Source organism: Streptomyces sp. AC512_CC834 (assembly GCF_019049325.1).
Classification (GTDB): domain Bacteria; phylum Actinomycetota; class Actinomycetes; order Streptomycetales; family Streptomycetaceae; genus Streptomyces.
Window position 1 is genome coordinate 39878 of record NZ_JAGMUO010000007.1, and the last position, 26869, is coordinate 66746.

Annotated in this window: 26 protein-coding genes; 13 read left to right on the forward strand and 13 right to left on the reverse strand. The window is 71.8% G+C overall.

Translation table 11 applies throughout. From position 1 onward, the window contains the following. The first annotated feature begins 376 nt into the window (after positions 1-376). Positions 377-3670, forward strand: a complete 3294-nt coding sequence (locus KUM40_RS00660; RefSeq protein ID WP_217161652.1) for a tetratricopeptide repeat protein — start codon at positions 377-379, stop codon at positions 3668-3670. A 17-nt stretch (positions 3671-3687) separates the two neighbouring features. Here KUM40_RS00660 and KUM40_RS00665 read toward each other — a convergent pair whose 3' ends face one another. Together KUM40_RS00665 and mca are read right to left on the reverse strand one after the other, a co-directional pair. Further along, positions 3688-3960 carry a hypothetical protein gene (locus KUM40_RS00665; protein WP_217161654.1) on the reverse strand — a complete coding sequence of 91 codons (273 nt, stop codon included), beginning with the start codon at positions 3958-3960 and terminating at the stop codon, positions 3688-3690. Continuing rightward, the gene (gene mca, locus KUM40_RS00670) at positions 3953-4834 is read right to left on the reverse strand and encodes a mycothiol conjugate amidase Mca (protein ID WP_217161656.1); all 882 of its coding nucleotides are present in this window, start codon (positions 4832-4834) and stop codon (positions 3953-3955) included. Before mca ends, KUM40_RS00665 begins: the two co-directional genes overlap by 8 nt. 124 nt (positions 4835-4958) lie before the next feature. On the opposite strand from mca, the gene KUM40_RS00675 reads away from it, so the two are divergent. Continuing rightward, positions 4959-5357, forward strand: a complete 399-nt coding sequence (locus KUM40_RS00675; protein WP_217161658.1) for a DUF4307 domain-containing protein — start codon at positions 4959-4961, stop codon at positions 5355-5357. 180 nt (positions 5358-5537) lie between these two features. Beyond that, positions 5538-6035: a transcription elongation factor GreA gene (greA, locus tag KUM40_RS00680; RefSeq protein WP_217161660.1), complete on the forward strand. Its 498-nt coding sequence runs from the start codon at positions 5538-5540 to the stop codon at positions 6033-6035. 127 nt (positions 6036-6162) lie between these two features. On the opposite strand, the gene KUM40_RS00685 is transcribed toward greA, so the two are convergent. The 3 genes from KUM40_RS00685 to ilvA form a co-directional block, all read right to left on the reverse strand. After that, entirely contained in the window at positions 6163-7020 is an 858-nt protein-coding gene (locus tag KUM40_RS00685) for an ABC transporter permease (protein WP_217161662.1), read from the reverse strand. After that, positions 7017-8024 carry an ATP-binding cassette domain-containing protein gene (locus KUM40_RS00690; protein ID WP_217161664.1) on the reverse strand — a complete coding sequence of 336 codons (1008 nt, stop codon included), beginning with the start codon at positions 8022-8024 and terminating at the stop codon, positions 7017-7019. Before KUM40_RS00690 ends, KUM40_RS00685 begins: the two co-directional genes overlap by 4 nt. Before the next feature lie 212 nt (positions 8025-8236). Continuing rightward, on the reverse strand, positions 8237-9466 hold the full coding sequence (gene ilvA, locus KUM40_RS00695; protein ID WP_217161666.1) for a threonine ammonia-lyase: 1230 nt from the start codon (positions 9464-9466) through the stop codon (positions 8237-8239). A gap of 162 nt (positions 9467-9628) precedes the next feature. On the opposite strand from ilvA, the gene KUM40_RS00700 reads away from it, so the two are divergent. The 3 genes from KUM40_RS00700 (at position 9629) to KUM40_RS00710 (ending at position 11238) form a co-directional block, all read left to right on the forward strand. Then, the gene (locus KUM40_RS00700; protein WP_217161668.1) at positions 9629-10135 is read left to right on the forward strand and encodes a MarR family winged helix-turn-helix transcriptional regulator; all 507 of its coding nucleotides are present in this window, start codon (positions 9629-9631) and stop codon (positions 10133-10135) included. 112 nt (positions 10136-10247) lie between these two features. Beyond that, positions 10248-10778 carry a sigma factor-like helix-turn-helix DNA-binding protein gene (locus tag KUM40_RS00705; RefSeq protein ID WP_217161669.1) on the forward strand — a complete coding sequence of 177 codons (531 nt, stop codon included), beginning with the start codon at positions 10248-10250 and terminating at the stop codon, positions 10776-10778. A 202-nt stretch (positions 10779-10980) separates the two neighbouring features. Continuing rightward, the gene (locus tag KUM40_RS00710; RefSeq protein ID WP_217161671.1) at positions 10981-11238 is read left to right on the forward strand and encodes a hypothetical protein; all 258 of its coding nucleotides are present in this window, start codon (positions 10981-10983) and stop codon (positions 11236-11238) included. 42 nt (positions 11239-11280) lie between these two features. Here KUM40_RS00710 and KUM40_RS00715 read toward each other — a convergent pair whose 3' ends face one another. Next, a complete protein-coding gene (locus KUM40_RS00715; protein ID WP_217161673.1) occupies positions 11281-12450 on the reverse strand; it encodes a cystathionine gamma-synthase in 1170 nt (389 codons plus the stop codon). A gap of 96 nt (positions 12451-12546) precedes the next feature. On the opposite strand from KUM40_RS00715, the gene KUM40_RS00720 reads away from it, so the two are divergent. Continuing rightward, positions 12547-13665 (forward strand): hypothetical protein, encoded by a 1119-nt coding sequence (locus tag KUM40_RS00720; RefSeq protein ID WP_217161675.1) that lies wholly within the window; start codon positions 12547-12549, stop codon positions 13663-13665. Positions 13666-13768: 103 nt separating this feature from the next. Here the strand turns inward: KUM40_RS00720 and msrA are convergent, their stop codons facing one another. Then, a complete protein-coding gene (gene msrA / locus KUM40_RS00725) occupies positions 13769-14281 on the reverse strand; it encodes a peptide-methionine (S)-S-oxide reductase MsrA (RefSeq protein ID WP_217161677.1) in 513 nt (170 codons plus the stop codon). Positions 14282-14452: 171 nt separating this feature from the next. Between msrA and KUM40_RS00730 the strand changes: the two genes are divergently transcribed. From KUM40_RS00730 to KUM40_RS00745, 4 genes are all read left to right on the forward strand, one after another. Continuing rightward, on the forward strand, positions 14453-14806 hold the full coding sequence (locus tag KUM40_RS00730; protein WP_217161679.1) for a DUF6247 family protein: 354 nt from the start codon (positions 14453-14455) through the stop codon (positions 14804-14806). A gap of 191 nt (positions 14807-14997) precedes the next feature. After that, the gene (locus tag KUM40_RS00735) at positions 14998-15600 is read left to right on the forward strand and encodes a DUF4291 domain-containing protein (protein WP_217161680.1); all 603 of its coding nucleotides are present in this window, start codon (positions 14998-15000) and stop codon (positions 15598-15600) included. Then, complete coding sequence (locus KUM40_RS00740) at positions 15600-16196, forward strand: hypothetical protein (RefSeq protein WP_254394345.1); 597 nt, start codon at positions 15600-15602, stop codon at positions 16194-16196. The genes KUM40_RS00735 and KUM40_RS00740 overlap by 1 nt, the downstream gene beginning before the upstream one ends. Before the next feature lie 70 nt (positions 16197-16266). Next, the gene (locus KUM40_RS00745) at positions 16267-16848 is read left to right on the forward strand and encodes a hypothetical protein (protein WP_374227329.1); all 582 of its coding nucleotides are present in this window, start codon (positions 16267-16269) and stop codon (positions 16846-16848) included. Positions 16849-16876: 28 nt separating this feature from the next. Here KUM40_RS00745 and KUM40_RS00750 read toward each other — a convergent pair whose 3' ends face one another. Beyond that, positions 16877-17530 carry an NADPH-dependent F420 reductase gene (locus KUM40_RS00750; protein ID WP_217161684.1) on the reverse strand — a complete coding sequence of 218 codons (654 nt, stop codon included), beginning with the start codon at positions 17528-17530 and terminating at the stop codon, positions 16877-16879. A 105-nt stretch (positions 17531-17635) separates the two neighbouring features. Between KUM40_RS00750 and KUM40_RS00755 the strand changes: the two genes are divergently transcribed. Next, positions 17636-18025 carry a helix-turn-helix domain-containing protein gene (locus tag KUM40_RS00755; RefSeq protein ID WP_217161686.1) on the forward strand — a complete coding sequence of 130 codons (390 nt, stop codon included), beginning with the start codon at positions 17636-17638 and terminating at the stop codon, positions 18023-18025. Between the two features lie 51 nt (positions 18026-18076). On the opposite strand, the gene KUM40_RS00760 is transcribed toward KUM40_RS00755, so the two are convergent. Beyond that, a complete protein-coding gene (locus KUM40_RS00760) occupies positions 18077-18721 on the reverse strand; it encodes a TetR/AcrR family transcriptional regulator (protein ID WP_254394327.1) in 645 nt (214 codons plus the stop codon). Positions 18722-18901: 180 nt separating this feature from the next. Here KUM40_RS00760 and KUM40_RS00765 point away from each other — a divergent pair, with 180 nt between their 5' ends. Next, positions 18902-19921 carry an aldo/keto reductase gene (locus KUM40_RS00765; protein WP_217161688.1) on the forward strand — a complete coding sequence of 340 codons (1020 nt, stop codon included), beginning with the start codon at positions 18902-18904 and terminating at the stop codon, positions 19919-19921. A gap of 4 nt (positions 19922-19925) precedes the next feature. Here KUM40_RS00765 and narI read toward each other — a convergent pair whose 3' ends face one another. The 4 genes from narI to KUM40_RS00785 are packed head-to-tail and all read right to left on the reverse strand — an operon-like array spanning position 19926 to position 26690. Continuing rightward, positions 19926-20645 carry a respiratory nitrate reductase subunit gamma gene (gene narI / locus KUM40_RS00770; protein ID WP_217161689.1) on the reverse strand — a complete coding sequence of 240 codons (720 nt, stop codon included), beginning with the start codon at positions 20643-20645 and terminating at the stop codon, positions 19926-19928. Beyond that, positions 20642-21316 (reverse strand): nitrate reductase molybdenum cofactor assembly chaperone, encoded by a 675-nt coding sequence (gene narJ, locus KUM40_RS00775; RefSeq protein WP_217161691.1) that lies wholly within the window; start codon positions 21314-21316, stop codon positions 20642-20644. The genes narI and narJ overlap by 4 nt, the downstream gene beginning before the upstream one ends. Further along, positions 21313-22980, reverse strand: a complete 1668-nt coding sequence (gene narH / locus KUM40_RS00780) for a nitrate reductase subunit beta (RefSeq protein ID WP_217161693.1) — start codon at positions 22978-22980, stop codon at positions 21313-21315. The genes narJ and narH overlap by 4 nt, the downstream gene beginning before the upstream one ends. Further along, positions 22980-26690 (reverse strand): nitrate reductase subunit alpha, encoded by a 3711-nt coding sequence (locus tag KUM40_RS00785; RefSeq protein WP_217161695.1) that lies wholly within the window; start codon positions 26688-26690, stop codon positions 22980-22982. Before KUM40_RS00785 ends, narH begins: the two co-directional genes overlap by 1 nt. Positions 26691-26869 lie beyond the last annotated feature (179 nt).

A 26869-nucleotide genomic window follows, 5' to 3' on the forward strand; every position in this document is an offset into this window, starting at 1 on the left:
CTCCCCCGGTGCCCGCATCTGGGCCTGAACCAGTTTCAGCGTATAGGGAGTTGCTGTCGCTCAACATCTCAACTGCATCTCTTCTGCGCTGGAGCGCAGAGAGCGGCTCCCGAAGCCGGACGACACGAGGCCCGGACGCCACGCTCGCCGACATGCGTTCTCGGCGGAGCGGACAGACGGACGGGGCGGCGGCATACGGACGAGGGCGGCCGTCCGAGGACCGACCCCTCCCCAGGGTCTCCTCGTCGCAGGACACTTGACCCACGCACAACCGGGGAAGGACCCGGGGACGAGCCGGGAGGGCTCTGGGGCGCCTGGGGTCACCGGGATGCCCGGGGCACCCGGGAGACACCGATGCCGCCGGAGGGGGCGCGACATGCGGGACAGTCATCGGGCGGAGGCCGAGGGTCTGCTGAGGCGGGCCGTGGAGGAGGAGGTACGGCGCACGGGCGGACGCACGGACGGGAACGTACTGCTCTCCAGGGCCCGCACCGCCCTGGACGCCATGGCGGGGACGGCGGACGAGGAGTACGAGGCCTACACCCACGCCCTCGACGAGGCCGCCGCCGGACAGCTCACCTTCCGGCAGCGCTACGCCCGCGAGGGCGCCGGGACTCCCCTGCTGGTGGCCGCCGTGGCGGCGGTCGCCGCGGTGGTGGCCGACGTGGCGCTCGGCACCGGCACGGGCACGGCGGTGGGCGCGGGTGTGACGGTAGGGGTCGTCGGGGCCGCGGCGACCGTGGTGAAGGTGGTCGGGTCCCATGTGCCGGCCGCCCATCACCGGGCCGGTGCCGTCAGCCAGCCCGGCGGGCCCGAGCAGTTGCGGTTGCAGTGGCTGACGGCGCTGGAGGTGCGCGGCATCCGGCCCTTCCTGGACCAGCAGCGGATGCTCGCCGCGTCCACGGGACCCGCCAAGACCGGGCCGAAGCTGCGGGGCGTCGACAAGAGCGCGGCCGCCTGGGGACGCAGCGCGCTGGAGCAGTCGTTCGGGCAACTGCCCGAGCCGGAGGGCGCGTTCGCGGGCCGGCGGCAGGAGATGGCGCGGCTGCGGCAGTGGGTGCAGGCGGCCCGCGCGAGCACGGAGACGAAGCCGACGGTGGTGGTGCTGCACGGGGCGCCCGGCAGCGGCCGTACGACGCTGGCGGTGCGGGCCGTCCACGAGCTGCGGGACTACTTCCGCGGGGCGTGCCTGGTCGATCTGCGCGGGGACGATTCGGGGGTCGACGGTTCTGGGGTCGACGGTTCTGGGGTCGACGGTTCTGGGGCGGGCGGTTCTGGGGCGGGCGGCGCGGGGGCAGGTGGCGCCGGGGCGGGTGGGGAGGCGCCGCTGAGTACCCGGGACGCGCTGCTGCATCTGCTGAACCGGCTCGGGGCGCCGCGCGAGCAACTGCTGTTCCGGGAGCGGTCCTCCGCGGACCAGCAGGTCAAGCGGCTCAGCGAGCTGTACCACCAGCATCTGACGGGCGTACCGGTCACCGTCGTCCTCGACGACGCCTTCGACCCCGAGCAGGTGCGCACGCTGATCCCGGAGCGGTCGGACAGCCTGGTGCTGGTCACCGCGCGCCGGGGTCTGGAGCTGCCGGCCGACCTGCCGGCGCGGGTGTACGAGCTGCCCGTCGAGGCGCTGGACGCGGCGGGCGCGGAGGAGTTGCTGGGCGCCGCCGCCGAGGACGCGTCGGGGCCGTACGACGCCGAGTCCAGCGACCTGATCCGGCAGTTGTGCGGCGGGCTGCCGCTGGCGCTGCGGGTCGCCGGATCGTCGCTGGGCGCGCGCTCGCCGCGTGCGCTGGCGACCGATCTGGGCGTCTACGGGCCGGTGGAGCCGGTCGAGCGGGCGCTGTGGCTGCGCTACACCGACCAGCCGGAGCCGGCCCGGCGGCTGCTGCGCCGGCTCGCGCTGGCGGGCCGCACCTCGCTGGGTGCCGCTGCCGCCGCCGCGCTGCTGGCCACGGACGAGACGGAGGCGACCCGGCAACTGGCGGCCCTGTCGCGGGCGGGGCTGATCGACCACGTCCGGGGCAGCCGTTACCGCCTGCACGACGTGGTGCGCGCCTTCGCCCGCGCCCGGCTCGCCGACGAGGAGGAGCCCGGCGAGCGCACGGCAGCGCAGGAGCGGCTCATCGCGAACTACGCCGAGCTGGCCGACTCCGTGCTGCGCCTGGTCGACGGCAACATGTCGACCCGCTCGAACCAGTTCGGGCAGTACGGCTTCACGTCCCTGGACGAGGCGCTGCGCTGGCTGGACGACGAGTCGAGTTTCATCACGGCCGCGCTCAGACACGCGGAGGGCGTCGACCAGGGTGCGGTGCTGAACCTGCTGGGCGCGCTGTGCGACTACTGCCTGCTGCGCGGCGACCTGTACCGGCTGGGTGAGATCAGCGAGCTGGCGCAGTCCGTGGACCAGGGGCTGCTGGTGCGCTCGGTGCAGTGGCGCACCGGTATCGCGGCCCGGCAGCTCGGCGAGCTGGACAAGGCGCGCTCGACGCTCACCTCCGTGGTCGACCTGTACCGGGAGGCCCACCACGACGCCGGCGCGGCCCGTGCCCTGTGCTCGCTGGGCATCACGCTGCACCACCAGGGCAACCTCACCGAGGCGGCGGCGAAGCTCCGGGAGGCGCTGGACCTCCAGGCCTCGCCCGAGCTGGACACCGACCGGGCGTGGACGCTGCACGCGCTGGCGGCGGTGCAGCGCGACCGGGCCCGGCCCGCGGAGGCCCTGGACCTGCTCACCGAGTCACTGGTGCTGCACCGCGCGGGCGAGTCGGTGCACGGCCAGGCCTGGGCCCACTTCCAGCTCGGGCAACTGCACCTGCGGATGGGCGACGTACCGCAGGCCGAGGCGGATCTGCGGGCGGCCCTGGAGCTGTACGGCCGCACCCAGGACGCCCGCGGCGAGGCCTGGGCGCTGACCCAGTTCGCCCGGGCCCGCCTGGTGAGCGGCGACGCCTCCGAGGCGGTGGCGGAACTGCGGCGGGCGGCCGCCCGGCACCGGGAGAACGAGGACGCGCGCGGCGAGGCCTGGACGGTCTACTACCTGGGCCAGGCCCTTGAGGAGACCGGCGACCTGGACCAGTCGGTCCGCGAGCTGGAACGCTCCCGCACGATGTTCTCCCGGATGCGGGACGTGTACGGCCTGGCCTGCGCCCGGCACCACTCGGCGCGGGTGACCCGCGACCAGCGCGCCACGCAGACGGGCTCGCTGCGCAACTCCGGCTTCGCCCGGCAGCTCCTGGTGGACGCCCGCGCCGACTTCCAGCGCATCGGCGTCAGCCACGGGGAGGCGTGGACCTGTCTGGAGCTGGCGGTGGTGGACGCGGGCAACGCCCGTACGCCGCAGGCGCTGGCCCTGTGCGACGAGGCGACGGCCCTGTTCGCGGGGTACGGCGACCGGCGGGGCGAGGACTGGGCCCGCTTCCTGCGCTGCACCCTGCTGCCGTACGCGGCTCCGGGCGGCGTGGAGGTCGGCACGGCGGTGGCGCAGGAGGAGCTGGCCCAGTTGTCCCGGGCCCGCCACCCCGCGCGCGACACCAAGCTGGACGACTACGTGGACGCCTTCCAGTTGCTCCTGGAGCGCGGCGTCCAGCTCGAGTCCGGCTGGCAGGCCTGGCGCCTGGGCATGGTCCCGAACCGTCAGGCCCGGGAGGTCATGGGGGTGGCGGTGACGGCGTAGTGGCGGCCGGCTCGCGGCTAACGCCGCTGCGGCTTCACCGGGTCACTGCCGGAGGCCGCCGCCTTGGCGTCCTCCCCCTTCACGTCCGCCGCCTCCGGGTCCGCCGCCTCCTTGAAGTCGACCTTGCCCATCTGCCGGCTCATGGACTTCATCAGGCCCCACACCGCCAGGGCCATCACCGCGAAGACGATGAACCCGAGGACGCCGGGGGTGACCTTGTCCTCGTCGAGTTCGGCGAGGGTGACGAGGTGCGTCATTGCCAGGCTTGCGCTTGCACTCATGTCAGGCATTGTCCCGGATGCCCGCGAAGAGGTCGTCCTCGGGGAGGGAGGTTTCCACGAGGGACTTCGCGAGCTCGTACTCCTCGGTGGGCCAGACCTCCTTCTGGATCTCCATCGGCACCCGGAACCAACCGCCCTCGGGGTCGATCTGCGTGGCGTGCGCGATCAACGCCTTGTCGCGGATCCCGAAGAAGTCCGCGCAGGGCACGTGCGTGGTGAGGGTGCGCTCCTTGCGCTCGAACTCCGCCCAGCGCTTGAGCCAGTCCCCGTAGGGCGACTCCAGGCCGCGGTCCAGCAGCGCGTGGTGCAGCGCCTCGGTGCGGGGGCGGTTGAAGCCCTGGTTGTAGTACACCTTCATCGGCTGGTACGCCGGTCCGTACTCGCTCTCCGGGTACTTCTCGGTGTCGGCCGCGCCCTCGAAGGCCACCATCGTGATCTTGTGGGTCATGATGTGGTCGGGGTGCGGGTAGCCGCCGTTCTCGTCGTAGGTGGTGACCACCTGGGGCTGGAAGGAGCGGATCTTCCGCACCAGCTCACCGGCCGCCTTGTCGACGTCCTCCAGGGCGAAGCAGCCCTCCGGCAGCGGCGGCAGCGGGTCGCCCTCGGGCAGCCCGGAGTCGACGAAGCCGAGCCACTCCTGCTTGACACCCAGGATCTCCCGGGCCTCGTCCATCTCCTTCTTGCGTACGTCGTGGATGTTCTCCTCGATGTAGGCGTCGCCCTGGAGCTTCGGGTTGAGGATGGAGCCGCGTTCCCCGCCCGTGCAGGTCACCACCAGCACGTCCACCCCCTCGGACACGTACTTCGCCATGGTGGCCGCGCCCTTGCTCGACTCGTCGTCGGGGTGGGCGTGGACGGCCATCAGTCGTAGCTGGTCAGTCAAGACTCAATCCTCGGTCAGTAGGCGCCCGTGTGTATCGGCGCAATCGGCGGCTTCTATAGTGACCGAATCGGGCACGGAATAATTCCGGGGCCCGGGAGGACCGGCTCCTGCCGAGAGGACGATCATGAGTACGGCGAGCACGCGGACGCCCGAGAGCCGGTACGGCCGCTCCTCGGACGAACGGGCCGACCGCACGCTCAAGGTCGTCGGCGCCGTGCTCGGCGCCCTCCTGCTCGCGCTGATCGGCTGGTTCGGCTACCACTACGTCGGCCAGAACAAGATCAGCGGCGAGCTGATCGGGTTCGAGCTCGCCGAGAACTCGGTGCAGGTGCACCTGGAGGTCCGCAAGGACGCCGGTGTCACCGGCTACTGCACGGTGCGCTCCCAGGCGGAGAGCGGCGACGAGGTGGGCCGGGCCGACTTCCGCTTCGACGGGGACGACACCCGCATCGACAAGGTCGTCACCCTGCGGACCAAGGCCGCCGGCACGACGGCCGAGCTGCTCGGCTGCCATCCGGAGTGACCCAGCGGGGCCTGCCGGCGGGAATCCGAGGCTCCTGACCTGCGGTGACATGAATCTGGTGGCTTATGTCCTCCCCCTTTGGCCACTGAATTGTTAGGCTCGTGGTTTCGCCCTTCCGTGAAGGAACATCCTTCTGGGTAGGGCGTTGATTTGTATTCCCAGTACCAACGAGGAGCACCCGTGACCCAGACCAGCGAGAACGTCACCTGGCTGACCCAGGAGGCGTACAACAAGCTCAAGGAGGAGCTTGAATACCTTACTGGTCCTGCGCGCACCGAGATCTCTGCCAAGATCGCCGCGGCTCGCGAGGAGGGGGACCTGCGTGAGAACGGCGGGTACCACGCGGCGAAGGAGGAACAGGGCAAGCAGGAGCTCCGCGTGCGCCAGCTAACCCAGTTGCTCGAGAACGCCAAGGTGGGTGAGGCCCCGGCCGCGAACGGCGCGGTGGCCCCCGGCATGGTCGTCACGATCGCCTTCGACGGCGACGAGGACGACACGCTGACCTTCCTGCTCGCCTCCCGCGAGTACGCGAGCTCGGACATCGAGACCTACTCTCCGCAGTCCCCGCTGGGCTCCGGCGTCCTCGGCCACAAGGTCGGCGAGGACGCGCAGTACGAGCTGCCCAACGGCAAGCCGGCTTCGGTGAAGATCCTCAAGGCCGAGCCGTACAACGGCTGACCCGGCCTGCCTGCCACTCCTGTCGCAGTCGAGCTGTCGCAGTCGAGCCCCCGGTGTCCCCGTGACGCCGGGGGCTCGTCGTTGTCGCGTCGTCGCGTTGTCGGACCGCCGCGCCGTCGCGTCGTCGTCAGGTGGCGGCCGAGCGGTACTTGCGCACCGCCAGCGTCCGGAAGACCGCGATGATCAGGACGGACCAGATCACCGAGGCCCAGACGGGATGCTGCATGGGCCAGGCGTCGGACTGCACGACTCCCGGGTTGCCGAACAGCTCGCGGCAGGCCTGCACCGTGGCGCTGAACGGGTTCCACTCGGCGATGTGCCGGAGCCAGGGCGTCATCTGGCTGGAGTCCACGAAGGCGTTCGAGACGAACGTCACCGGGAACAGCCAGATGATCCCTCCCGAGGTCGCCGCCTCCGGCGTGCGCACGGAGAGGCCGATCAGCGCCCCGATCCAGGTGAAGGCGTATCCCAGGAGCAGCAGCAGCCCGAAGCCGGCCAGGATCCGGCCGGCGTTGGTCGGGTCGGCCGAGCCGGTGCGCCAGCCCACGATCAGCGCGACGATCGCGAGGACGAGCAGTGTGATGGCCGTCTGCACGAGATCGGCGACGGTGCGGCCGGTCAGCACCGCGCCACGCGCCATCGGCAGGGAGCGGAAGCGGTCGACGAGCCCCTTCTGCATGTCGTCGGCGATACCGGCCGCCGATCCCGCGGTGGCGAACGTGACGGTCTGCGCGAAGATGCCGGCCATCAGGAAGTCCTTGTAGACACCCGGGTCGGTGGTGTTCCCGATCTTCATCGAGCCGCCGAAGACGTAGGTGAAGAGGACGACGAACATCACCGGCTGGATGACCCCGAACAGGACCATCTCCGGAATCCTGGTCATCCGGATCAGGTTTCTGCGGGCGATGACGAGCGAGTCCCGGACGGACTGGCCGAGGGGGTTGATGGGCGCCTTGACCGGCGCCGCGTCGGTGGCGGCGCTCACTTGGCGGCCTCCTTCTCCTGATCGTGGTCGGCGTCGTCCGCCAGGCCGTTCGTCTCTTCCTCGACCTCGGCCACGTGGCCGGTGAGGGAGAGGAAGACGTCGTCGAGGGTGGGGCGGCGCAGGCCGATGTCGTCGATCTCGATGCCGCGGGCGTCGAGTTCGCGGATGACCTCGGCGAGCAGCTTCGCGCCGCCGGTGACGGGGACGGTCAGCTTGCGGGTGTGCTGCTCGACGCTGGTCGCGCCCTTGCCGAATCCGGCGAGCACCTCGGCGGCCGTCTCCATGTGGTCGCGTTCGTGGACCACGACCTCGACGCGCTCTCCTCCGGTGCGGGCCTTGAGCTGGTCGGAGGTGCCGCGGGCGATGACGCGGCCGTGGTCGACGACCGCGATGTCGTGCGCGAGGTGGTCGGCCTCCTCCAGGTACTGCGTGGTCAGCAGCAGGGTGGTGCCGCCGGCGACCAGTTGCTTGATGACCTCCCACAGCTCCTGCCGGTTGCGGGGGTCGAGGCCCGTCGTCGGTTCGTCCATGAACATGACGGGCGGGGAGACGACCAGCGCTGCCGCCAGGTCGAGCCGGCGGCGCATGCCTCCCGAGTAGGTCTTCGTGGGCCGGTCGGCGGCGTCCGAGAGGTGGAACTGTTCGAGCAGCTCACCGGCCCGGGCCTTGGCGGCCTTGGACTTCATCTGGTAGAGCTGGCCGACCATTTGCAGGTTCTCCCGGCCGGTCAGGTATTCGTCGACCGCGGCGAACTGGCCGGAGAGGCCGATGGAACGCCGCACCTCGTTGGGGTGCCTGAGGACGTCGATGCCCGCGACGACCGCTTTGCCGCTGTCGGGGCGCAGCAGGGTCGTGAGGCAGCGGACGGCGGTGGTCTTGCCCGCGCCGTTCGGTCCGAGCAGGCCCAGGACCGTGCCCTCGGGAACGTCGAGGTCGACGCCGTCCAGAGCCCTTACGTCGCCGAAGGTCTTCACCAGACCTTCGGCATAGATGGCGCCTGGCATGTGAGTCTCCACGTCGTCGGGGATTCTTTGGAAAGCCTAGGTTTGTACGATTCGCCGCACTCAGCGAGCGAATTACGACACACCATAACGCGATGTATCGCGTCTCACAATGCACTTTCTCGAACGAGTGACGAAGCGGCTCCCAGCCCCTGTTCAGGGCTCCCGGCCCCTGTTGAGGGGCTTACCGGCCCCCGTCGAGGCGCTTGCCGGGCTCAGGCGCTGACGGTGTAGCCCGCCTCCCGCAGCGCCCGGCCGACCTCGGCACAGTGCTCCGGGCCCTTCGTCTCCAGGTGCAGCTCGACCTCCGCCTCCGTGAGCCCGAGCCGCGGATGGGTTCGGACGTGGCTCACATCGAGGACGTTAGCGTCGACCACTGACAACACCCCGAGAAGCGTGGCCAGGGCGCCGGGCCGGTCCGTCAGCCGCAGCCGGACCGCCAGGTAGCGGCCCTGCGCGGCCATGCCGTGCCGCAGCACACCCTGCATCAGCACGGGGTCCACGTTGCCGCCGGACAGGACCGCGACCACCGGTCCCTCGAAGGCGCCCGGCTCGCTCAGCAGCGCCGCCACCGGGCTCGCCCCGGCCGGCTCCACGACCAGCTTGGCCCGCTCCAGGCACAGCAGCAGAGCGGTGGACAACTCGTCCTCGGAGACCGTACGGACCTCGTCCACCAGCTCGCCGACGATGCCGAACGGCACGTCCCCGGGCCGCCCCACCTTGATGCCGTCGGCCATCGTCGCCGGGTTCTCGACGGCCACCGGACGCCCCGCGGCCAGCGAGGGCGGGTAGGCCGCCGCACCCTCCGCCTGCACGCCCACGATCCGCACGTCCGGCCGCAGCGCCTTCACGGCCACCGCGATCCCCGCCACCAGCCCTCCCCCGCCGATACCGACCACGACGGTCCGTACCTCCGGGCACTGCTCGAGGATCTCCAGCCCGACCGTGCCCTGGCCCGCGATGACGTCCGGGTGGTCGAAGGGGTGGATGAACACCGCGCCGGTCCGCTCCGCGTACTCCTGCGCGGCGGCCAGCGTCTCGTCGACCACCTGGCCGTGCAGCCGCACCTCCGCGCCGTAGTCCCGGGTCGCGCTGATCTTCGGCAGCGGGGCGCCCTTCGGCATGAACACCGTCGACCGCACGCCCAGCAGCGACGACGCCAGCGCCACGCCCTGCGCGTGGTTGCCCGCGCTCGCCGCGACCACACCGGCGGCCCGCTGCTCGGGCAGCAGCCCGGCGATCCGGACGTAGGCGCCGCGCAGCTTGAACGAGCCCGTCCGCTGGAGGTTCTCGCACTTGAGGTGCACGGGCGAGCCGACCAACTGGGAAAGGTGCCTGCTGCCCTCCATCGCCGTCACCCGTGCCACGCCCGAGAGCATCTTCTGGGCTCCGCGCACGTCGTCGAGGGTGACGGGTCCGACCAGGGCAGCCGCGCTGTAGCTCATACCTCCAGCATCGCAGTTCACAGGCGTGGGGGGCTGTTGTGACCAACCTCCGAGACCCGCTTTGCCCAGCGCCGGTACGCCTTGCCGCCCGGCCGCGTACCCTGTCCCCCAATTAGCAGCCCTCCACGAAGTGAGCCCCCGGCCATGCCCACAACGCCTGAAATGTCGATGGACATGACGACCGCCGGTGACACCGGTCTTCTCGAGACGCTCCAGCACGAGGTCGCGCTCTTCGCACGGCGTGCCGAACAGACCCGGCTCGGCGGCGTCGGGCAGGTGCGCAACTCCATGGACCGCGCCGCCTATCTGTTGCTCAACCGCCTCGACAAAGAGGGCCCGATGGGCGTGAAGGCGCTCGCCGCGAGCATGGGAATCGACTCCTCGACGGTCACCCGGCAGGTGGCCCCGCTCGTCGACACCGGGCTCGTCAAGCGGACCTCGCACCCCGAGGACGGACGCGCGGTGGTCCTCCAACTGTCCCCGCGCGGCGTGTCGCGGCTGGAGGAGGTCCGTTCCTCCCGGCGTCAGCTCATGGCCGAGCTGACCCACGACTGGGCGCCGGAGGAGCGCGAGGAGTTCTGCGCGCTCCTCGCGCGCTTCAACGGCGCCCTGTCCGCCCGTATGGCCCCCTCCGGCGTGGCGCCCACCGAATCGCCGTCGGACTCCTGAGCGACCGTTCACGGGCTTTCCGGAGCGGTTCGCACCGAACTCTTGACCGGCGGGGCACCCCTGGCCTGATATGAGACCTCAGGGGTCGGTCGCCGTCCGGGCGGGAGGCACGGTGCGAGAACGGCATGCGTCCCACGGTGCCCGCCGGGCCCGCGAGTTCGAGGCGTTCGTCGCGGGCGCGGCAGGGCGGCTGCTGCATGCCGCCACCCTGCTCACCGCCGAGCCCCCGGACGCCAACCCGCGCGCGCGGCGCCTGCTGGCCCTGAGCCTCGCCCACACCTACGCGTACTGGGACCGGCTGCACGGAGAGGACCCGTACGACCGGGCCCGCCAGTACCTGGCGACCCGCTTCGCCCGTGCGGCCTGGCACCGTTACGGCGCCCTCGGCCGGGCCCGCCGGCCCCCCGCAGGACCCTTGGGCGGGCTCGCCCCGCAGGAACGCCTCATCCTCGTGCTCAGGCTGTACGAGGGGGTCGCCGAGGAACAGGCGGCCGCGCTGCTCGGGCTGCCCGTGGAGCGGGTGCGGACGATCTGCGACCGGGCGACGGCCACCCTGCTGCACCCGCCCGCAGCACCGGCCCGCCGGGTGCCGGCGGAGGCGACGGCGAAGGCCAAGACGAAGGCGAAGGCGGCGACGCCGTGACGGGCACGGCGGGCGACCCGAGTACGCGCACGACCACCCTTGCGGCCACTGATGCGACCACTGATGCACCCGCCGCTGCGACGACCGGCCCGGCGGGCGGCCCGGCGACCGGCACCGCGAGCGGCACGGCGGGCGATGCGCCCACCGTCGCGGCGAGCGGTACGACGACCGGCACGCGCGCGTGGAGCACCGGGAGGCGAGGGTGAACCGCCCGATGCGCGAGGCCGCCGCGCGGCGGATCATGGAGCAGTCGCCGCCACGGGTGCCGCCCGAGCTGTACGCGGAGGCCGTGCGCCGCGGCGGCCGCATGCTGCGGCGCAGGACCGCGGCCCGCCGCCTGATGTGGCTGCTGCTGGGCGCCGCGGCCGTGGCGTTCACGGTGTGGGCGCTGACCGTGCAGCCGTGGGTGGAGCCGCCCTCGGAGACGACCCCACCCGTGACCGGCTGGGACGGCTGGTGAGACCTCCCGGCCGGTGAGACCTCCCGGCCGGCGCGGCACCAGCTAGGAGGGCCCGTCCTGGCCGAGCGCCTGCTGGAGGTCCGCCAGGAGGTCGTCGGCGTTCTCGATGCCGACCGACAGACGCACCAGGTCCGCCGGCACCTCCAGGGCCGAGCCCGCCGCGGAGGCGTGGGTCATCCGGCCCGGGTGCTCGATCAGCGACTCGACGCCGCCCAGGGACTCGCCGAGCGTGAACACCTTCGCGCGGTCGCACACCTCGACGGCGGCCTGCTCGCCGCCCTCGACACGGAACGACACCATGCCGCCGAACGCCTTCATCTGCTTGGCGGCGACCTCGTGCCCCGGGTGCTCCGGCAGCCCCGGGTACAGCACGCTCGTCACGCGCGCGTGCCGGGAGAGCATGTCGGCGACCTTGGTCGCGTTCTCGCTGTGCCGGTCCATGCGCACCGCGAGGGTCTTGGTGCCGCGCAGCACCAGCCAGGAGTCGAAGGGCCCGGCGACCGCGCCCATCGCGTTCTGATGGAAGGCCAGTTCCTCGCCCAGCTCCTGGTCGTCGACGATCAGCGCGCCGCCGACGACGTCGGAGTGGCCGCCCATGTACTTGGTCAGCGAGTGCACGACGACGTCCGCGCCCAGTGCCAGCGGCTGCTGGAGATACGGCGTGGCGAAGGTGTTGTCGACGACGAGCCGGGCGCCGGCGTCACGGGCGACCTGGGCGACTGCGGCGATGTCGGTGATCCCGAGCAGCGGGTTGGAGGGCGTCTCCACCCACACCGCCTTGGTCTTCGGGGTGAGCGCGGCCCGCACGGTGGCGGAGTCGCTCGTGTCCGCCACGGACCACTCCACGCCCCACCGGGTGGCGACCTTGGCGAAGAGTCGGAAGGTGCCGCCGTACGCGTCGTTCGGGATCACCACGTGATCACCGGGACGCAGCAGCGTACGCAACAGGCAGTCCTCGGCCGCCAGTCCGGACGCGAACGCGAGACCGCGGCGGCCGCCCTCCAGGGCGGCGAGGTTCTCCTCCAGCGCCGTACGGGTCGGGTTGGCGCTGCGGCTGTACTCGTAGCCGCCGCGCAATCCTCCGACGCCGTCCTGCTTGTAGGTCGACACCTGATAGATCGGCGGTACGACCGCGCCCGTCAGGGGATCGGCGGTGTTGCCCGCGTGAATCGCGAGCGTCTCGAAGTGCTGACTGATGTGCCTGTCGCTCATGGGCACCGAGGGTAGCCGCGCGGGAGGCTTCGCGCGTTTTCCACAGGGCGGGGGACAGGTTGGCCAATTGTCGGCGGCGTCTGGTTCGCTTGAGTCATGGAGATTCTCTGGGTCCTGATGGCGCTGGTCATGCTCGGCTTCGTGCTGCTCCAAATCTCGCGGCGCCGGCGCGGCGCGGTCGGCCTGGTCCCGCCCGGCCACCCGGACGCCGCCGACCCGGCGAACTACGGCTTCGCCCGCGAGGAGGAGCTGGACATCCGCATGCCGGGCCCGGACCACGACCTGCTGGACGTCCTGGACCTGGTGCAGCGCACGCAGGACTACCGGGGGGCGCAGCAGCTCCTCGCCGGCACGGAGACGGAGGGCGAGCGGCGCTGGCAGCGCGTGCAGGCCTTCGCGGGCGCCGCGTCGCTGGAGCTGCGGCAGCGGCCCGGCGGCGTCGACGAGACGCCGGGTGGGCAGTGGCTGCGGGTGTGGCGGGCCGAGGCCCCCAAGGACGCGGGCGGCGCGGCGGTGCACGCCGAGTTCCTGGTGCAGCAGGCGTGGCGGACGGCGACGCCGGGCACGGACGACTTCCGGATCATCATGGAGGAGGCGAAGGCGGCCTGCTCGGACGCGGCGCTGCTCGCCCCCGGTGACCCGATCCCGTACATCGTCGAGCTGTCGGTGGCCCGCGGCCTCGGTTATCCGCGCGAGGACTTCGAACAGCTCTGGCTGAAGATCCTGGACCGGGCCCCCGACCACATGGGCGCGCACCTGGCCGCCCTGCAGTACTGGTGCGAGAAGTGGCACGGCTCCCGCGCCCTGGCCTACTCCTTCGCGGAGGCGGCGGCGGCCCGCGCCCCGCGGGGCTCCCTCCTCGCGGCGATGCCCCTCTTCGCGGTCTTCGAGCACCTGCCCGAGGTCAATCTGGTCAGCGGTTTCTACCAGAGCGAGGTCGTCACCAAGGCCGTCCACGGCGCCCTGCACGCGGTCCACTCGGCCCGCCCGGACGACCCGATGCAGGCGCACGTCCGCCACCTTCTGGTCTTCTTCCTGGTCCGCGGCGAGCGCTGGGCCGAGGCGATGAACCAGCTCATGGTCATAGACGGCCACGTCGGCGCCCTGCCCTGGACCCTGTCCGCGGACCCGGCGGCGGAGTTCGCGGTCTACCGCGCGCTGGCGGTGGCGGGCTACGAGGCGAACGGCGGCAGCCCGGCGACGCTGCCGCACTGAGCGCCGGGCGCTCTCACACGGACGGCCCGGCCGTAACACCGGCCGGACCGTCCGTCTCGCCACGGAACCCCGCATCCTCGGCCCGTGGCCTCAGGCCGTGGCCTCAGCCCTCGGTACGGACGGGCAGCCGCCATCCCGGGCGCGGGAAGTGGCAGGTGTAGCCGTCGGGGTAACGCTGCAGGTAGTCCTGGTGCTCGGGCTCGGCCTCCCAGAAGGGGCCGACCGGCTCCAGCTCGGTGACGACCTTGCCGGGCCACAGTCCGGACGCGTCCACGTCGGCGATCGTGTCCTCGGCGATCCGCTTCTGCTCGTCGTCCACGTAGTAGATCGCCGAGCGGTAGCTGACTCCGATGTCGTTGCCCTGGCGGTTCTTGGTGCTCGGGTCGTGGATCTGGAAGAAGAACTCCAGGATCGCGCGGTAGTCGGTCGCCTCGGGGTCGAAGAGGATCTCGATGGCCTCCGCGTGCGTGCCGTGGTTGCGGTACGTCGCGTTCGGCACGTCGCCCCCGGTGTACCCGACCCGGGTCGCGGTCACGCCCGGGAGCCGACGGATCAGCTCCTCCATCCCCCAGAAGCATCCGCCCGCCAGCACGGCCCTCTGCGTCTGCGCAGCCATTGCGGCCCTCCAATGTCTCTCAGCTCGTTCACTCGGGCCGGCCACCAGGCCGCCCGCACACGACCGGCCTCCGCACCCGCCCTCTGCAACACGCGAGGCCCCCCAACGATTCCACGCCCGACCACCCGACCGGCCCGGTGGGTGGCTGCTGACCACCCCCATGGAGTAGCAATGACCACCTCCGCCGCCGGGCAACCGCTCATCCCCCAGCCTCCGGCTACGGTCGCCGCACTGCGTCAGGCCATCAGGCAGATCGCGCCGGCGGCGCTACCGGCGTTCACACGAGAGCTGGACCAGGCGGCGGACCAGTCCCGGCAGGGCTCGGATCTGGCGCCCCTGCAACGCTTCATCGCCCAGTGGGCCGCCTATGTCCACATCCAACGCCGGCCAGGCCTGGCAGCAGACCTGCGCCGCTGGGAGGCGCACGCCGAGTCGGGCAACGCCACCCAGGCACGACGGGCCGCCTCCGAGATCGGGCGCATCCTCGACCAGGCCCACGCCGCCGTCGGCCTTCACTCCCGGTGAGCAGGGAGTGGCGGTGGGAGTACGACCCACTACGACGGATGGACGCAGCCGGTGGATGGTTCTACTTCCTGGTCGCGCCACGGGATCCGCTGGTCATCGTCGTCCGTATCGTCCCGCCGTTCGACGCGCTGTGACCGTCCTCGCCAAAAACCGGTGGCCGGGCCGAAGCGTCCAGCACCACGCTGTACGTCATGCAGGAAGCACACCGTGAGATACGGGCGGCCTACGCGGCGTCCACCGTCACCGTCTACCAGGCGTACGCCCCGGAGATCGGCCTCCCCGCTGTCCGCGAGGGACGTTTTCCGGCCGCGTGGAAGCGGGGCAGGATGACGTGGATCAAGCCGTCGTTCCTGTGGATGATGTACCGCTGCGGCTGGGCCACCAAGCCGGGTCAGGAGACCGTCCTGGCCGTCGAGATCAGCCGGGACGGCTTCGAGTGGGCGCTGCGCAACGCGTGTCTTTCCAGTTACGTCCCCGGAGTACACCCCGACCGCGCCACCTGGCAGCGCCGGCTGAAACGCTCGCCCACCCGCATCCAGTGGGACCCCGAGCGCGACCTGCGTCTGCAACCGCTGCCGTACCGCTCGCTGCAACTCGGCCTCTCCGGCGAGGCGGCACGCCGTTACGCCGACGAGTGGACGGTCGGCATTCGGAACGTGACGCCACTCGCCCACGAGGTCCACGCTCTCGTGGGCGACAGCGACCTCGACTCGGCGCAGCGCCTGCTGCCCCAGGAACGGCCCTATCCCGCCGACGACGGACTACTGAGCCACCTGCGACCGTGCCGACCGTGATGGACCGACACCCCGGCGAGGACGGGCTCGCGGCTCTGTGGCGGGCCCGGCGCCCCTCGGTGCCGCCCTTGGCCCACACCTTCCGCAGCGCGTACGCGGACCGTTGGGTGCGGTTCCACAGTCTTCCCGGCTCGAAGCGCTGTCCGGAGTCCCAGGAGGAGTACGCGATGGTGATCGAGCGGTACAACACGGTTCTGGACGAGTTGTTCACGGCGCTCGACGTGTTCGTCGTGACCATGGACTGGTCCAGTACGCCCAACGGGCACGAGGGTTTTGTCACCCCACGGCGGCAACTCCACCCGGAAGGCATGCTCTGGTGGACGGAATCGGTCGAGGACGACCCCGACCCCGAGTTCCACACCCACACACGCCTCTACGCCGACCGGCGTCCGTGGCGGCGCGGTTGCGTCGACGATCTCCTGCTCGCCGTTGCCGACGAAGCGCTCGTCGAGGTCTTCGTCACCGATACGGATCTCCGGCGCATCCACCACCCGTACGACGGCGGCGCGGACGTCGTCCTCTCCACGCCCGGCGAGCGCGACCGGCTGCGCGGCCGTCACTTCGACTGGCTGTCCAGCCATCCTGCCGGGCTGTGAAGGAGTCATGATGTCCCGGGCCAGGAAATCGGCTTCCGACGAGCCGGAGCTCTCGGCGTATCAACGAGCGATGCGGAACCGGCTCCTCGCGGCCCCCGTGGTTCCTCCCCCCGAGCCTTGGCAGTCCGTTGGCTTCGCCCCCGTGGGTGGACTGCTCGGCATCGGCTTCGCCTCTCATCCCGACAGCGGCCATGACCTGGTGATGGTCGTCTCGCACGACGGGCACGGTCTCTTCGACGCCGTCACCGGGGAGAAGGTCGCGAGGGACCGCGACCCCGATCCCGAGGGCAGCACACCCGACGACGCCGCGGACCTGTCCTGCCCCGGGCTCGGGCCGATCGCAGGGAGCCGGGTGCACATCGCGGGGCTCTTCGGCGGTGGGCTGCACACCACCACCGCGGACGGCTGGGCCCTGGAGGTCGTCACCCCGGCGTGGCCCAACGATCGTGTCCTCCTGTCCCGCGACGGCGGACTCCCCCACGCCGGTCCGCACGGAGAGCGGTGGTGGCACATCTTCCACTCGGACTACTCCGAACTCCGGGCAGCCGGTTTCTCGCCCTCCGGAGACACCATCGCCGTGGCGACGAGCAGCGACCTGTCACTGTGGGCACGCGCGCAGGACGGCGACGACTCCCGCGACGCCACGCGTTGACCGCACCGGACTCCCGACGGGCGTCGGCTCACGAAGCCACCCGCGGGATCGCCGAGTTCGGGTCGGCCCCAGTGAAGGCCAGCCCGATGACGAAGCCGGCTACTTGTTCCAGTTGGTGGACGCGGTCGAGGCCGCCGAGGACGGCCGGTTCGGCGCCGGCGGCGCGGACCAGGTCGCCGGTGACGTGCAGGGCCGCCGGGTGGTCGCCGCACATCGCGACCGTCACGGGGGGCCTGACGTCGGTGGGCCGGCCGTCGGTGGGGCGGCTGGTCCACTGGTCGGCCGGGAAGAGGTGGAACGCCTTGACGACGTGCGCCCCGGGGGCCGACCGGGCGATGCGTCGTGCCATTGATTCGCCGGGGTCGGTGAGCAGTACGCCCTCGCCGTGGCTGACGGCGTTGGTGGGGTCGATCAGGGGCGTGCCCTCCAGCACGCCGTCGGACGCGCCGGCCAGCGCGAGCATCTCGTCGGCACCATCCCAGGAGACGGCGAGCAGCACCGCGTCGCGTTCGGTTGCCGCCTCGCGGGGCGGGGCCGCGAGCGCTCCGTCGCCCAGGCGCCGTGCCAGCCGCTCCGCCCGGTCGCGGGAACGGCCGCCGATCACCAGGTCGTGCCCGGCGTGTGCCCATGCCTCGCCGAGGGCCGCCGCCAGGGTTCCCGTTCCGAGGATGCCGATCCGCATCGCTTCCGCCTTTCGTTCGCCGGTCAGGTGGGAAGTGACGGTAGGGCGGGCGTTACGCACCGCTCGGTGTGTAACGCGCCCGGCAGGATGTGCGGTGAGGTGGAGATGACTGATCAGGGCGTTCGAGAAGAGCTTCGAGAACAGCACTGCTACGAATGGGTCGCCGACTGCCCGCTGCGTGCGGCGACCGACCTCTTCGCGCACACCTGGGATCCCGTGATCCTGGCCGCCCTGCGCGCGGGACCGCAACGGCGCCGTGCGCTGCGGGCCGCGATCGGCGGCATCAGCGACAAAGCGCTGACGGACGCCTTGCGGCGCCTGCTGGCGAACGGTCTGGTGCGCCGCCGGGCACACGCGGAGGCACCACCTCGCGTCGAGTACGCACTGTCCGACCTGGGGCGGAGCCTGGTCGAGGGGCCGATGGCCGCGCTTGGGCAGTGGATCGAGGAGCATGGGGACGCACTTCTGGAGGCTCAGGAGCGGCACGCGGGCTGACCCCCGCCGTCCTCCGCCGTCCCCCGCCGACCATCCGGGCCGACCATCCGGTCAGTCCCGTCGGCGCAACCCCGCGATCAGCACCCCCACCAACTGCCGCGCGTCGTAGCGCGGGTCGGGGGTTTCCGCGCCGATGCAGAGGTTGCCGGCGCCGCGCATGAGAGCGATGGCCTGTACGTCGGTGCGGATCTCGCCGGAGGCTCTCGCGGCGGCCAGGAGGTCGGTGCACACGGGGACGAGGCGGTCGAGGAAGTAGGCGTGGAGGGTCTCGAAGCCGGTGTTGTCGGACTGGAGGACCGCGGCGAGGCCGTGCTTGGTGACCAGGAAGTCGACGAACCGGTCGATCCAGCTCGCGAGTGCGGCGTACGGGGTCTCGCTGCTCGCCAGGAGGGCGGGGCCGGCCTCGGCGCAGGCCTCCACCTGGTGCCGGTAGACGCCGATGATGAGGTCCGCCCGGGTCGGGAAGTGGCGGTAGATCGTGGCCGTTCCGACGCCGGCCTCGGCCGCGATGTCGCGTACGGGTGCCTCCACGCCCGACCTGACGAAGACCGCGGCGGCCGCGTCGAGCAGGTTCTTCTCGTTGCGCCGGGCGTCCGCCCGCTTGGGCCGCCCCCGCGCCCCCGCCTCTTCCCGGACCCCGGCCTCTTCCCGCGCTGCCGCCTCTTCCCGCACCGTCGCCTCCTCGCCGTCGCGCATCGTGCCGTTCCCTTCGCGTCACCGACCGCCATTGATAAACGGGACAGCGTCCCGTATCGTCGGACGAGTAAACGGGACAAGGTTCCGCTTGGCGTCTCCATGATGCCAGAGCGTCGAGCCCGTCCGCCACCACGTCATGCACCGACCCGTAAGCAAGCCACTCCCCGTGGAGGAAACGTCATGCAGTACCGCACCTTGGGCCGCACCGGTGTGCAGGTCAGCTCGCTGGCGCTCGGCGCCATGAACTTCGGCAGCATCGGGCGCACCACCCAGGACGAGGCCACCGCCATCGTCGACGCCGCCCTGGAGGGCGGGATCAACCTCATCGACACCGCCGACATGTACAGCGGCGGCGAGTCGGAGGAGATGGTCGGCAAGGCCATCGCCGGGCGCCGCGACGACATCGTGCTGGCCACGAAGGCGTACATGCCGATGAGTGACGAGCCCAACCACCAGGGCGCCTCGCGTCGCTGGCTGGTCACCGAGCTGGACAACAGCCTGCACCGCCTCGGGGTCGACCACGTCGACCTGTATCAGGTCCACCGCTGGGACCCGAACACGAGTGACGAGGAGACGCTGTCCGCGCTGACCGATCTGCAGCGCGCGGGGAAGATCCGCTACTTCGGCTCCTCGACCTTCCCCGCCTACCGCATCGTCGAGGCCCAGTGGGCGGCCCGCGAGCACCGCCTGAGCCGCTACGTCACCGAGCAGCCCAGCTACTCCGTCCTCCAGCGCGGGATCGAGAGCCACGTGCTGCCCGTGACCGAGCAGTACGGGCTCGGCGTGCTGGTGTGGAGCCCGCTCGCCTCGGGGTGGCTGTCGGGGGCGGTGCGGGCGGGGCAGGAGGTCGCCACGCACCGGTCGGCGGTCCTGCCCGAACGCTTCGACACCGCTCTGCCCGCCAACCGGGCCCGGATGGACGCCGTCGAGAAGCTGGCCGCCGTCGCCGACGAGGCCGGGCTGACCCTGATCCAGCTCGCGCTCGGCTTCGTCACCGCCCACCCCGCCGTGACCGCCGCGCTCGTCGGGCCCCGCACCCTGGACCACCTGCACTCGCAGCTCGCCGCCGCCGACACCGTGCTCTCCGACGACGTCCTCGACGCGATCGACGCCATCGTCGCGCCGGGTACGGACCTGGCCGCGCACGAGAAGTTCGACGCCACCCCCGCGCTGCTGGACGCGTCACTGCGGCGCCGCTGAGCGGTCAGCGCACCGGCCGGCCCGCCCCCGCCCCCGCCTCGCCGCGCCCTCGGTAGCGGTACACGACGTACGGCCGTACCAGGTAGCCCAGCGGTGCCGTGAAGGCGTGGATCAGGCGGGTGAAGGGCCACAGGGCGAAGAGGGCCATGGCGAACAGGGCGTGCAGGCGGTAGACCAGCGGGGCCTGCGCCATGGCGGTCACGTCCGGGTCCAGGGCGAACAGGCTGCGGAACCAGACGGAGACGCCGAGCCGGTAGTCGTACGTGGACGCGGCGGTCGCGCCGGACGCGGTGGCCGTCAGCCCGGCGAGGACGACCGTGACCAGCAGGGGGTAGACCACGCGGTCGCTGCGGCTGGTCGCGGCCCTGATCGCGGGGGTGCGCAGGCGGCGGTACAGGAGGAGGGCGAGGCCTGCCAGGGTGGCCAGGCCCGCCGTGCCGCCCGCGAGGAGCGCGTTGGTGTGGTAGAGCTCCTCGCTGATGTGGAGGCGGTCGGTCAGGGACTCGGGGACCAGGAGTCCGGCCACGTGGCCGGCGATCACGAACAGCAGGCCGTAGTGGAAGAGCGGGCCCGCGACGCGCAGCAGCCGGCTCTCGTGGAGCTGGCTGGAGCGGGTGGTGAAGCCGAAGCGGTCGTAGTGGTAGCGCCAGGCCGTGCCCGCCACCAGCACCACCAGGGTCAGGTAGGGCAGAACGCCCCACAGGGTGGTGTGCAGGTGCTTCATCGGCGGGCTCCCTCGTCGTTCGGCCGGGGCTGGGCAGGGAAGGGGCCCAGGAGGTCCAGGCCCACCGCCTCGGTCGGCGGTCCTGTACGGGTCATGCGCAGGGCCTCCTCGCGGCTGGCCGGTGCCTGGCCCGGCAGGCACCGGCAGACGGCCTGGAGGAGGGCGGCGTAGGGGCTGCGGTGCGCTTCGAGGGCGTAGCGCAGGACTTCGATCGCCGCGCGGTAGTCCGTCAGCAGGGCGGTGCCCGCCTCCGGGGCGCGGGCGGCGAACTCCAGCATCAGCGGCAGGAAGTCGGGCAGTTCGTCGTCCGGGGGCAGCCAGCCGTGGGTGCGGTACACGGACTTGATGCGGGCCAGTGCGGCGCCCCTGCGGCGGGTGTCGCCGTCGGTGTAGTAGGTGAGGTAGAGGCAGCGGCGGCGGCTGCGGTCGAAGGTGGCGACATAGCGGGCGGCCACGGCGAGGGGGTCCTCGCGCTCCGCCCGGTCGCAGAAGGAGAGGAGGAGTTGGATCTCGGGGCCGGGGAGTTCGGCGACCGTCTCGCGGACGGTGTGCGGGCGGCGGGGCCAGTCCCGGTCCGGGTAGGCCAGCAGCAGGGCGGCGGCCTGGAAGACGACCGGTGCGGTGGTGGTCGTTGCGGCACGGCTGAGGCTACGGCTACGGCTACGGCTCACAGCTCGGGCTCCGTCCGCGCGGTGCGGCGTGCGCGCGGGAAGAGGCCGTTCGGGCGTCCCTTCCCGTTCCAGTTCAGGAGGTTGACCCGGCCGCGCAGCGCCGACGACGTGTCGGACCCGGCGGTCGGCGGCGCGTGGAAGGCGTCGGGGTCGAACCCGGAACCGCCACCGTCCGCACCGTCCGCACCGTCCGGCATCATGCCGGGGCCGCCCTCGCCGTCCAGGCTGCAGCCCGCTCCCGCCCCTCCCGTCGCGTCGGGGTCGGGGACGGAGCCGGTGTAGGTGGTCGGGATGACGTACCGCTCGTCGTACTTGGCGAGGGCGAGCAGCCGGTACAGCTCCAGGATGCCCGGCTCGTCCAGGCCGACCGCGCGCGCGATCTGCGGGTCCTGTTCCTCGCCGAGGTTGACGCGCCGCATGTGGGAACGCATCGCGGCCAGTCGGCACAGCGCGGCCTCGACGGGCCCCGGATCGCCCGCGGTGAAGAGTTCGGCGAGGTAGCCGAGGGGGATGCGCAGCGTGTCGATCGCGCCGAACAGCGCGGCCGGGTCCTCCCCGTCGTGTCCTGTGCCGGTGAGGGCGTCGACGACCGGGGAGAGCGGCGGGACGTACCAGACCATCGGCATGGTGCGGTACTCCGGGTGGAGCGGGAGCGCGACGCGGTAGCGGGTGATGAGGGCGCGGACCGGGGAGCGGCGCGCGGCCTCGATCCAGTCGTGCGGGATGCCCGAGGCCTCCGCCGCGCGGGCCACCTCCGGGTCGTCGGGGTCGAGGAAGCAGCCGAGCTGGGCCTCGTACAGGTCCTGTTCGTCGGTGACGGAGGCGGCGGCGCCGACCTTGTCGGGGTCGTAGAGCATCACGCCGAGGTAGCGGAGCCGGCCGACGCAGGTCTCGGAGCAGACGGTCGGGTCGCCGGCCTCGATGCGCGGGTAGCAGAAGGTGCACTTCTCGGCCTTGCCGGTGGCGTGGTTGAAGTAGACCTTCTTGTACGGGCAGCCGCTGACGCACATGCGCCAGCCGCGGCAGCGGTCCTGGTCGACCAGGACGATGCCGTCCTCGACCCGCTTGTACATGGCGCCGGAGGGGCAGACGGCGACGCAGGACGGGTTGAGGCAGTGCTCGCAGATGCGCGGCAGGTAGAACATGAACGCCCGCTCGTAGTCGAGGCGGACCTGCTCGCTCATCCGGGCCAGGAGCGGGTCGGCGGCGAGCTGGTCGGGGCCGCCGCCGAGGTCGTCGTCCCAGTTGGGGCCCCAGGTGATCTCGGCCGGGCGGCCGTCGATCTGCGAGCGGGGCGGGGCGGTGGGGATGTCGTCGCCGAGGGGGGCGGTGGTGAGGTTCTCGTAGTCGTACGTCCAGGGCTGGTAGTAGTCGTCGAGGGTGGGGAGTTCGGGGTTGGCGAAGATGCGGGCCAGGCGGCGGGCGCGGCCGCCGCTGCGCGGGACGAGGCGCCCGCCCTTGAGCCGCCAGCCGCCCTTCCACTTCTCCTGGTCCTCGTGGCCGCGGGGGTAGCCCTGGCCGGGGCGGGTCTCGACGTTGTTGAACCAGACGTACTCGGTGCCGGTGCGGTTGGTCCAGGTCTGTTTGCAGGTGACCGAGCAGGTGTGGCAGCCGATGCACTTGTCGAGGTTCATGACCATCGCCACCTGTGCCATGACGCGCATCAGTACGTGACCTCCTGGGAGCGGCGCCGGATCGTGGTGACCGCGTCGCGCTGGTTGCCGGTCGGGCCGTAGTAGTTGGGGGCGAAGGAGAGCTGGCCGTAGCCGCCGATGAGGTGGGTGGGCTTGACGAGCAGCTTGGTGAGGGAGTTGTGGACGCCGCCGCGGCGGCCGTTCGTCTCCGACTTGGGTACGTTCACCAGGCGTTCCTGGACGTGGTACATCAGCACCGTGCCGTCCGGGACGCGGTGCGAGACGATCGCGCGGGCGACGACGACGCCGTGCGCGTTGACGGCCTCCACCCAGTCGTTGTCGGCGGCGCCGATCGCGTCGGCGTCGGCGGGGCTCATCCAGATGACGGGGCCGCCGCGGGCCAGGGTCTGCATCAGCAGGTTCTCCTGGTACTCGGAGTGGATGGACCACTTGGAGTGCGGGGTGAGGTAGCGGACGGTGACCGCGCGGCCGGCGTCGCCCGCAGCCGTGGGCGCGTCGCCCAGCTCGGCCAGGTTCAGCGGGGGCCGGTAGACGGGGAGTTGCTCGCCCAGTTCCGCCATCCAGTCGTGGTCGACGTAGAAGTGCTGGCGGCCGGTGAGGGTGTGCCAGGGCTTCTTGTGCTCGGTGTTGACGGTGAACGGCGAGTAGCGGCGGTCGGGTGCCTCCTTGCCGGACCACTCGAAGCTCGCCCCGACCTGCACGGGCCGCTCCTGGGTGTCGGAGAAGACCACGCGCCGCTCCCCCACCGACGCGGCCAGCTCCGCGAGTCCGGCGCCGGCGCCCACGCGGTCGGCGAGGCGGTCGAAGCCCTCGGCGGCGAGGCGGCCGTTGGTGGTGCCGGACAGGGCGAGGATCGCCTCGCAGAACTTGACGTCGGTGTCGAGCAGGGGGCGCCCGCGGGCCGGTCCGGCGGGGGCGGTGCCGCAGCGGGCGGCCAGCCAGTGGGCCTCCTGCCCCGGGTTGACGGTGATGCCCTTGACGGTCATGCCGTGCTCCTCGGCCAGCGGCCCGAAGGCGGCGAGCCGGTCGGCGACGGCCGTGTAGTCCCGTTCGACGAGGGTCACCGGCGGGGCGTTGCGGCCCGGCTCGACGGGGGTGCGGCCGTCGCGCCAGTCGGTGACCCGGCCGCCGGGCTGCGCCATCTCGCCGGGGGTGTCGTGCTGGAGGGCGGTGGCGAGAAGGTCGTACGCCGTGTCGAGGCGCCCGGCGGCGAGTTCGCTCAGGCGGCGGGCCAGTCCCTGGAAGATCTCGAAGTCGGTACGGGCCTGCCACGGCGGGTTGATCGCGGGGCTGAAGGCGTGCACGAAGGGGTGCATGTCCGTGGAGGACAGGTCGTGCTTCTCGTACCAGGTGGCGGCGGGCAGCACCAGGTCGGAGAAGAGCGTCGTGGAGGTCATCCGGAAGTCGAGGCTCAGCAGCAGGTCGAGCTTGCCCTGCGGGGCGTCGTCCCGCCAGGCCACGGAGCGCGGCCGGTGTTCGGGCGGTGCCTCGTCGGCGGTGGCGCCGTCGCGGGCGCCGAGCAGGTGGCGCAGGAAGTACTCGTTGCCCTTGGCGGAGGAGCCGATGAGGTTGGCCCGCCACACGGTCAGGACGCGGGGCCAGTTGCGGGGCGCGTCGGGGTCCTCGCAGGCGAAGTCCAGGCTGCCGGAGCCGAGTTGGTCGGCGATCCAGTCGCCGGGCTCCTGACCGCTCTCGCGGGCGCGGCGGCCCAGGTCGAGCGGGTTGGCGTCGAAGGTCGGGTACGACGGCATCCAGCCGAGCCGCGCCGACTGGGCGACCAGGTCGGCGGTGTGCCGGCCGGCGAGGGTGCCGGGCGCGGTGGGTGAGGCGAGGGCGTCGGCGGGGTGGGACTCGTACCGCCACTGGCCGGTGTGCAGGTACCAGTACGGGGTGCCCGCCATCTGCCGCGAGGGCCGTACCCAGTCGGCGGCCGTGGACAGTTGCTGCCAGCCGGTGTACGGGCGGACCTTCTCCTGGCCGACGTAGTGCGCCCAGCCGCCGCCGTTGACGCCCTGGCAGCCGGTGAGGATGAGCAGGGAGAGGAAGGAGCGGTAGATGGTGTCGGAGTGGAACCAGTGGTTGGTGCCCGCCCCCATGACGATCATGCAGCGGCCCCGGGTCTGCTCGGCGGTGCGCGCGAACTCGCGGGCCGCACGGATCGCCGCGTCCGCCGGGACGGAGGTGATGCGCTCCTGCCAGGCAGGGGTGCAGGGTTCGTCGGCGTCGTCGTAGCCGGTGGGCCAGTGGCCGACGAGCGCGGGGCGGGCGACGGCGTACTGGGCGAGGAGGAGGTCGTAGACGGTGGTGACGAGTCGGCCGCCGACCTCCCGGGCCGGGACGCCGCGTACGACGGTGGCGCCGGGTTCGTCGAAGCGGGGCAGCAGCACCTCGACACCGTTGTCGCGGCGGCCCTCCGTGTGCCCGTGCAGGGTGAGCAGCGGGTCGACCCCGCCGAGGTCGAGGTTCCAGCGTCCCCCGCCGCCCTTGCCCCACCGGTCGCCGAGGGTGCCGTTGGGGACGACGACGTCGTCGGTGTCGGCGTCGATCAGCACCGGCATCCAGGCCCGCGCCTCGGCGTCCGCGTGCCGCCCGAGCCCGAGGTCGGCGGCGGTGACGAACTTGCCGGGCGTGTAACCCCCGCGACTGTGCTCGTCGAGGGCGACCAGGAAGGGCAGGTCGGTGAAACGCTTCACGTAGTCGGTGAAGTACGGCACCTGCCGGCGCACGAAGAACTCGGTGAGCAGCACGTGCCCGATCGCCATGGCGAGCGCCCCGTCGGTGCCGGGGTGCGGGTGCAGCCACTCGTCGGCGAACTTGGTGGCGTCCGCGTAGTCGGGCGAGACGACGACGACCTTCTGGCCGCGGTAGCGGGCCTCCGCCATCCAGTGGGCGTCGGGGGTGCGGGTGACGGGGACGTTCGAGCCCCACAGCATCAGATACGCCGCGTCCCACCAGTCGCCCGACTCCGGCACGTCGGTCTGGTCGCCGAAGACCTGCGGGGAGGCGATCGGCAGGTCGGCGTACCAGTCGTAGAAGGAGATCATCGGAGCGCCGATGAGGGAGTGGTAGCGGGCGCCGACCGCGTGCGAGGCCATGGACATGGCGGGGATCGGGGAGAACCCGGCGACCCGGTCGGGCCCGTACTCGGCGATGGTGTGCACCTGCGCGGCGGCGGCGATCTCCAGCGCCTCGTCCCAGTCGACGCGGACGAAGCCGCCGTGACCGCGGGCGGACTGGTAGCGGCGCCGCTTGTCGGGGTCGGAGGTCAGCTCGGCCCAGGCGGCCACGGGGTCGCCGCCGTGCCGGCGTTTGGCGTCCCGGTACATCTCGACGAGGACGCCGCGCGCCATGGGATGGCGCAGGCGGGTCGGCGAGTAGGTGTACCAGGAAAAGGAGGCACCGCGGGGGCAGCCGCGCGGTTCGTACTCGGGCCGGTCGGGGCCGACACTCGGATAATCCGTCTGCTGGGTCTCCCAGGTGATCAGGCCGTCCTTTACATACACCTTCCACGAGCACGATCCCGTGCAGTTGACGCCATGAGTGGAGCGGACGACTTTGTCATGCGCCCAGCGTTCCCGATATGGACTGTCATTGACTTTCTGGTCCGTGCGGTACACGGCCCTCAGATCGAGGGTGGTCGGGGACTTCCGCAGTAGCTGACCGGCCTTCAGCAGCCGGTCTGCGGCGTCGGCCACGGCCTTCGCCCTGCTTCGCACCACGTTGCCATCTCCTTGCGAACGCGACGGAGCAATGCCCGCCGGGTCTCGGCGGGCATGCTGTGTGCCGCGTTCAGCATCTCGCCGAAATTCGCTGCAGAAACGGTATTTCAGCGCCCTTTGCGGAGGCGGGGGCGAAGGTTTTCATGCGCTTTGCAATAGTTGACATGCGCATATTCCTG